This is a genomic window from Alterirhizorhabdus solaris, from assembly GCF_007785815.1.
Classification (GTDB): domain Bacteria; phylum Pseudomonadota; class Alphaproteobacteria; order Sphingomonadales; family Sphingomonadaceae; genus Alterirhizorhabdus; species Alterirhizorhabdus solaris.
In genome coordinates this window covers 1-7071 of record NZ_VNIM01000146.1, presented here as the reverse complement: position 1 = coordinate 7071, position 7071 = coordinate 1, and the positions used below count along the sequence as shown (strand labels likewise).

6 protein-coding genes are annotated in these 7071 nt (G+C 68.1%); 4 read left to right on the top strand and 2 right to left on the bottom strand.

Annotation, left to right across the window (positions count from 1 at the left end; all coding sequences use genetic code 11):
* From FOY91_RS20040 to FOY91_RS20025, 4 genes are all read left to right on the top strand, one after another.
* A partial coding sequence (locus tag FOY91_RS20040; protein ID WP_145155662.1) for an aspartyl protease family protein occupies nucleotides 1-878 on the top strand: 878 nt, incomplete at its 5' end.
* A gap of 106 nt (nucleotides 879-984) precedes the next feature.
* Nucleotides 985-1182 (top strand): hypothetical protein, encoded by a 198-nt coding sequence (locus FOY91_RS20035; RefSeq protein WP_145155661.1) that lies wholly within the window; start codon nucleotides 985-987, stop codon nucleotides 1180-1182.
* A 393-nt stretch (nucleotides 1183-1575) separates the two neighbouring features.
* Nucleotides 1576-3777 (top strand): excinuclease ABC subunit UvrB, encoded by a 2202-nt coding sequence (gene uvrB, locus FOY91_RS20030; protein WP_145155659.1) that lies wholly within the window; start codon nucleotides 1576-1578, stop codon nucleotides 3775-3777.
* A gap of 226 nt (nucleotides 3778-4003) precedes the next feature.
* Nucleotides 4004-4465, top strand: coding sequence for a hypothetical protein (locus FOY91_RS20025; protein ID WP_238995812.1), 462 nt, complete (start codon nucleotides 4004-4006; stop codon nucleotides 4463-4465).
* 262 nt (nucleotides 4466-4727) lie between these two features.
* Here the strand turns inward: FOY91_RS20025 and FOY91_RS20020 are convergent, their stop codons facing one another.
* Together FOY91_RS20020 and FOY91_RS20015 are read right to left on the bottom strand one after the other, a co-directional pair.
* Nucleotides 4728-5948 (bottom strand): mechanosensitive ion channel family protein, encoded by a 1221-nt coding sequence (locus tag FOY91_RS20020; RefSeq protein WP_145155655.1) that lies wholly within the window; start codon nucleotides 5946-5948, stop codon nucleotides 4728-4730.
* Nucleotides 5949-5952: 4 nt separating this feature from the next.
* Nucleotides 5953-6963: a DNA topoisomerase IB gene (locus FOY91_RS20015; RefSeq protein WP_145155653.1), complete on the bottom strand. Its 1011-nt coding sequence runs from the start codon at nucleotides 6961-6963 to the stop codon at nucleotides 5953-5955.
* Nucleotides 6964-7071 lie beyond the last annotated feature (108 nt).

Here is a 7071-nt window from a genome sequence, read left to right as displayed (position 1 = left end):
GGGCGGCGCCGGAACCGCCGCCGCCCCTTGCCCCCGCCATGCTCGACGACGGGCTGGAAGTGACGGGCGATCCGCTGGCCGCGCGACGGATGGCGGCGCGCATGGCCGTGCCGGTACGGGTGAACGGCACCGGGCCGTATCGCTTCGTCGTGGACAGCGGCGCCGATCGCTCGGTGATCGGCACCGCGCTCGCCGCGCGTCTCGGCCTGCCCGCAGGCGACCCTGCCCGCCTGCACGACACGGCCGGCACCAGTCGGGTGGAGACGGTACGGATCGACCGGCTGGACGTGGGCGACAGCATGATCGAGGACATCGCCGCCCCGTCGCTGCCCGAGCATTTCATCGGGGCGGACGGGCTGCTGGGCATCGATGCGCTGGCGGGGCAGCGGCTGATGCTCGACTACGAGCGGCGGACGATCACCGTGGAGGATGCGCGCACGCCCGCGCCGGCCATGGCGGAAGACGAGATCGTCGTCACCGCCCGCCGCCACAAGGGCCAGCTGATCCTCACCCGCGTGGCGATCGACGGCACAGATGTCTATGCGGTGATCGACAGCGGCGCGGAACTGACGATGGGCAATTCCGCCTTGCTCGCCCGCGTGCTGCGCGGGCGCCGGCCGCCGCCCGAGGAGTTCGTGACGCTGGTCAGCGTGACCGGTCAGGCGGTGGTCGCGCGGCAGGTGACCCTGCCCGAACTGCACATCGGCGGGCTGATTCTGGAGGGGGTGCGGGTGGCGTTCACCGATGCGCCGCCGTTCGCGTTGTTCGGCCTGTCGCAACGGCCGGCGATGCTGCTGGGCAGCGACGTGCTGGAGGCCTTCCGCCGCGTGTCGCTCGATTTCCGCCAGCGCAAGGTGCGGTTCGTGATGCGTCGCTGAGGGTATGTTGCCGGTCGATTGCCGGGCCATTGCGTTGAAATGCCGGGGGAACCGGGCCTTGCGCCATCTCGTTCGCCCCGGGTCATTCCAACCCCGGAGAAATCCCATGCGCACCCGTTCCATCCGCCTCGCCACCGCCCTGATGCTCGTCGCCGGCCTCGCCACCGCCGGTTGTTCGCGCGGTTCGACGGCGGGCGGCCTGATCGGCGGCGCGGGCGGCGCGGTGGTCGGCAAGGCGACCGGCCTGGGCACCACCGAAGGCGCGGTGATCGGCGGTACGGCCGGCGCGATCATCGGCGACTGAAGTCCGATGACGTGAGACCCGCCCGCTCATCCTGAAAAGGGACCAAGCCTTTCGAAGCCCCGTCGCGAAGGGTGTGGCTGCCACTCTCTTTCGAGACGCCGCTTCGACAGGCTCGATGGCGCCTCGGGATGAGCGGCCGGAGGTTTCTCACGTCATCCCGTCTTCGGGCTCGCCGGCCCCCGCCGGTTTTCCCGTGCAGGCACCGGCTCACGGTTGGCGTGGTCTGCCCGCCCTTCGGCAGACCACGCCGCATCGAGCATGCTGCCCGCCGTCGAGTAGGCATGGCAAAGGGCACGAGCAGCAGAACTACGCGCTTCGAATCGTCTCGCGTAATGGCGCGACCCGCTCGCGTGGCGTTGCGCCACCCTCCGCAACTTCCCATATCCCTTCGCGATGGCAATCCAGATTCGCACGTCGCTGGAGGAACCCGAAACCGGGCAGTCCTTCGTCCCCCACCGCCCGGTCCGGCCCGAGAAGGGCGAGGGCGGCAAGACCTTCCGCATCGTCTCCGACTATGAACCTTCGGGCGACCAGCCGACCGCGATCGCCGAGCTTTCGGCGCAGGCGCAGGCGGGTGAGCGCGATCAGGTGCTGCTGGGCGTCACCGGCTCCGGCAAGACGTTTACCATGGCCAAAGTGGTGGAAAAGCTGAACCGCCCGGCGCTGGTGCTCGCGCCGAACAAGATCCTCGCCGCGCAGCTCTATGGCGAGTTCAAGAGCTTCTTCCCCGACAATGCGGTCGAGTTCTTCGTCAGCTACTACGATTATTATCAGCCCGAGGCCTATGTGCCGCGATCCGATACGTACATCGAGAAGGAATCCTCGATCAACGAATCGATCGACCGGATGCGCCACTCCGCCACCCGTTCGCTGCTGGAGCGGGACGACGTCCTGATCGTCGCCTCGGTGTCCTGTCTGTACGGCATCGGTTCGGTCGAGACCTATTCGGCGATGATCTTCGACCTGAAGAAGGGCCAGACGGTCGACCAGCGCGAGATCATCCGCAAGCTGGTGGCGTTGCAGTACAAGCGCAACGACCAGGCGTTCGCGCGCGGCACCTTCCGCGTGCGCGGCGACAATCTGGAGATTTTCCCGTCGCACTATGACGATGCCGCGTGGCGCATCGCCTTCTTCGGCGACGACATCGAGGAGATCACCGAGTTCGATCCGCTCACCGGCAAGAAGGTGGCGGCACTGCCCAGCGTGCGGATCTACGCCAACTCGCATTATGTGACGCCCGGGCCGACGATGCAGCAGGCCGCGCAGGCGATCCGTTTCGAGCTGGCCGAGCGGCTCAAGGAGCTGGTGCTGGAAGGCAAGCTGCTGGAGGCGCAGCGGCTGGAGCAGCGCACCAACTTCGATCTGGAGATGATCGCGGCGACCGGCAGTTGCGCCGGCATCGAGAATTACAGCCGCTTCCTCACCGGCCGCCTGCCCGGCGAGCCGCCGCCCAGCCTGTTCGAGTATCTGCCCGAGAACGCGCTGCTGTTCGTCGACGAGAGTCACCAGACGATCGGCCAGATCAACGGCATGGCGCGCGGCGATCACCGTCGCAAGATCACGCTCGCCGAATATGGTTTCCGCCTGCCCTCGTGCATCGACAACCGCCCGCTGCGGTTCAACGAGTGGGAGGCGATGCGCCCGCAGACCGTCTATGTCTCGGCCACCCCCGGCCCTTGGGAGATGGACCAGACAGGCGGCGCCTTTACCGAGCAGGTGATCCGCCCGACCGGCTTGATCGATCCGCCGGTGGAGGTGCGCCCGATCGAAAGCCAGGTCGACGATCTGGTGCATGAGTGCCAGCTGACCGCGAAGGCCGGCTACCGCGCGCTCGTCACCACGCTGACCAAGCGGATGGCCGAGGATCTGACCGAATATCTCCACGAGGCCGGGCTGAAAGTGCGCTACATGCACTCCGACGTGGAGACGCTGGAGCGGATCGAGCTGATCCGCGACCTGCGGCTGGGCGTGTACGACGTGCTGGTGGGCATCAACCTGCTGCGCGAGGGGCTGGATATCCCCGAGTGCGGGCTGGTCGCCATCCTCGACGCGGACAAGGAGGGGTTCCTCCGCTCCGAAACCTCGCTGATCCAGACGATCGGCCGCGCCGCGCGCAACGTGGACGGCAAGGTGATCCTGTACGCCGATCGCGTCACCGGATCGATGGAGCGGGCGATGGCGGAAACCAGCCGCCGCCGCGAGAAGCAGGAAGCGTACAACACCGAGCACGGCATCACCCCCGCCACGATCCGGCGCGACATCGCCGATATCGTCGGCCATCTGTCGCAAGGCGATCAGGTGACGGTGGACACCGGCATCGAGGAACGCCCGCACATGGTGGGCCACAATCTGCGCGGCTACATCGAGGAGTTGGAGAGCCGGATGCGCGCCGCCGCCGCCGATCTGGAGTTCGAGGAGGCCGGCCGCCTGCGCGACGAGATCCGCAAGCTGGAGCAGGAGGAGCTTGGCCTGCCGCCTTCCGAACACAAGGCGCCGGTCAAGGCGCACGCGATCAGCGGCAAGCCCGGCACCCGCACCACCCGCTACGGCAAGGCCAAGGCGGCGCGGGCGGAGAAACGCAACCGGGCGGGGTAGCGGGAGCCGCACGCATCCCGGCGCAGGCCGGTTGCCGCGCCCCCAATCGCGAAATCGCATCGTGGCCGGCGGCAGGGCGTGCCGCAGGCGGCGTGAAGAGCGCCATGATGGATGGTTGCGCGCTTCCGTTGGCGGGCGACCTTGTCCATGAAGGCCCAGGCACAGCTTCCCCCGCCTCGCCCCCCCGCTGCTTCCCCTCGCCGGCCTCATCGCGCTTGCCGCCTGCGTGGCCCCCAAGGAGGTGCCCGCGCCGCCACCGTCGATCCCGGTGCCCGTCGTGACCCCGGCCGCGCCGAAGACGACCGACTGGCGCGATATTCCCCTGACCCCCGGCGACTGGCGCTATGACCCCGCCGGTTCCGTCGCGCGGTTCGGCACGCCCGGCGCGGCCGCGTTCGTCGTCCGGTGCGATCGCGCCGCGCGCACCGTGTCGTTCGCTCGAGCGGCAGCGGGTGCGGCGCCTGCCACGATGGCGGTCACCACCTCCGCCGGCAACCGCGCGCTGGCCGCCGTGCCCGTGGCCGGGCCGCCCGCCGCGCTGGTGGCGACGGTGCCTGCGAACGACGGTTTCCTGGATCGGATGGCGTTCAGCCGGGGGCGGTTCGTCATCGCCGTCACCGCCACGCCCCGGCTGGTGATCCCGGTGTGGCCCGAGTTCGCCCGCGTGATCGAGGACTGCCGGGGATAGCGATGATCCGCCCCGATCGGGCGACGGAAAATCATCGCGTGGCCCTTGCGGATCGGCGGGGGATCACGCACATTCCGCCTGTCGTCAATTTAGCGAAAGGAGGTGATCCGATGTCTCATGGTTCAGTTTTGGGGTCGGTTCAGTCCGTTCGGGGGATGCGCGCCTAAGGCAGCAGGGTCTCCCGGGCCGGCACTTCCGGCCGCTGACCATGTCGGGACCGCCGGGGCACACGCCCCGGCGGTCTTTTCATGTCTGCGCCCGATCACGCCGGCGCCCGTTCGCCCTTCGGCTCGCCGTGCACGATCAGATCATGGTCGGCCACGAGACGGGTCTGTTCAGGATAGGGCATCACCGCGCGGCCATCGGGCGCGGCGGTGAAGCTGGTCTGGGTCGGGTAGGCGAATTCGATACCGGCCTCGTTGAACGCCTTCAGGATGGCGATGCACACCGCGCTTCGGGCGGAGAAGACCTCCTCATAGGCCTGCGAGTGCACGTCGAACTGCAATTCGTAATCGAGGCTGGAGGCACCGAAGGCGGTCATCCCGCAGCGCACCAGCGTGCATTTGGGCTGGCCCTCCACGATGGCACGGATCATCTCGGGGATCTTCGCGCAGGTTTCCGGCGGGGTCTGGTAGATCACGCCGATCGTCAGCACATGCCGGCGGCGATCGAGCCGGGCCATGTTGTGCAGTTCCTTGTTGAGCAGGTTGGCGTTCGAGATCACCACCTCCTCGCCGGTCAGCGCGCGCACCCGCGTCGTCTTCAACCCGATCGCCTCGACCGTGCCCGAGGTCGTATCCCAGCGTACCGAATCGCCCCGGCGGAACGGCTTGTCGAACAGGATCGCCAGCGCCGCGAATAGATCGGAGAAGATGCCCTGCGCGGCCAGGCCGATGGCGATGCCGCCGATGCCCAGACCCGCCACGAGGCCGGTGACGTTCACGCCCAGATTGTCGAGGATCAGGATGGTCGCGATGGCGAACAGCGCGATCGTGACGAGCAGGCGGATGATGCCCATCGCGCTGCCGAGGCCGCTGTGCTCCTCGGTGCCGCCGGCGCGATGCTCGATGATGCCGAGGATCAGTTCGCGCGCCCAGATCGCCGCCTGCAACGTGGTGGCGATGGTGAAGATGAAGCGGATCGTGGAGGCGACCGCGCCCGGCGCCTCGGCATAGCCGGACACCAGCTCGGCCGCGACCGCCACCATGAACCACAGCTTCGTCTTGGAGAAGGCGCGGCCGATCACCGTGCGCCACTGGGTGTGCGTCGCATCGGTGCGGCACATCCGCACGCCGAGCGCCTTCACCCCCAGCAGGATCGCCACGATCACGACCGCGATCACGCAACCGGCGATGATCTGGACGATATGGCCCGATGCCCACTCGCTGCTCTGTTGCCAGAACAGTTCGATCTGGCGATCGATCGGCGGGATCTTGGGCAAGGTCGCGGCTTTCGCCGCGGCGGCGTCTGTCTTGGTGGTCATGGGGTCAGGCAGCCTCGGATGCGTTTTGGCCCGGGGCGTCCGCCAGTTCGTCGAGAAAGGCGATCAGCCCCCGTTCGGGACCGGAGAGATATCGGGTCGCGCGGGGGAGCTTCAGCCCCTCCAGCGGCGCACAGCCCTTGTTATGGGCAAGTGCGATGAGTGCGGGATGAACATAGGATTTTCGCGCGATCGCCGGCGTGTTGCCCAGCGCCTGCGCCACCGGCTCCAGCATGGCCTTCAACGGCAGCGCGCCGCCCGCTTCGATCAACGTGCGGAAGGCGATCACGCTCGCCCCCCACGTGCGGAAATGCTTGGCGGTTATTGCGCGCCCGCCCGCCGCGTCGCGCAGCCATGCATTCACGTCGGACGAGCTGACCGGATGCGGTGCGCCATCCCCGGCGAGATACTGAAACAGGTTCTGCCCCGGCAGATCGGCACAACGACGGACGAGGCGCGAGAGGCGGTTGTCCTCGATCGTCAGCCGCTGCATCTTGCCGCTCTTGCCCATGTATTCCAGCTTCAGCCGGCTGCCCTTCACCGTCGCGTGTCGGGTTCGCAGGGTGGTGGCGCCGAAGCTCTTGTTGGCCTGCGCATAACCCTCGTTCCCTACCCGCACGCGGCCCAGATCGAGCAGGCGGACGACCGCGGCGAGCACCGCATCCTTGCCGAGAGCCCGCCCGGCGAGGTCCGCTTCCACGCGCGCGCGGATCTTCGGCAGCGCGCGGCCGAAGTCGGTAAGCCGGTCGTACTTGTCGGCCTCCTGCCGGGCGCGAAAATCGGGGTGGTAGCGATATTGCTTGCGGCCCTTCTCGTCCCATCCCACCGCCTGGATGTGGCCGGTGGCGGACGGGCAGAACCAGGCGTCACGATAGGCGGGCGGCAGGGCGATGGCGTTGAGCCGATCGATCTCGGAACGGCGTTTGATGCGTGTGCCCCTGGGGCTGAAATAGGCCCAGTGGCTTCCCGATTTGCGGCGGGTGATGCCCGGCAGTTCATCATCGACGTAACAGAGCATCGCGGGCGAAACGCCTCCTTCCTGCCCGATGAACGCGATGCCGCCGCGCTTCGTTCCGGGAACGGCGCGGCCACGCCGGCGGTTGTGCCGTCATCCCCTCCCCGGAAA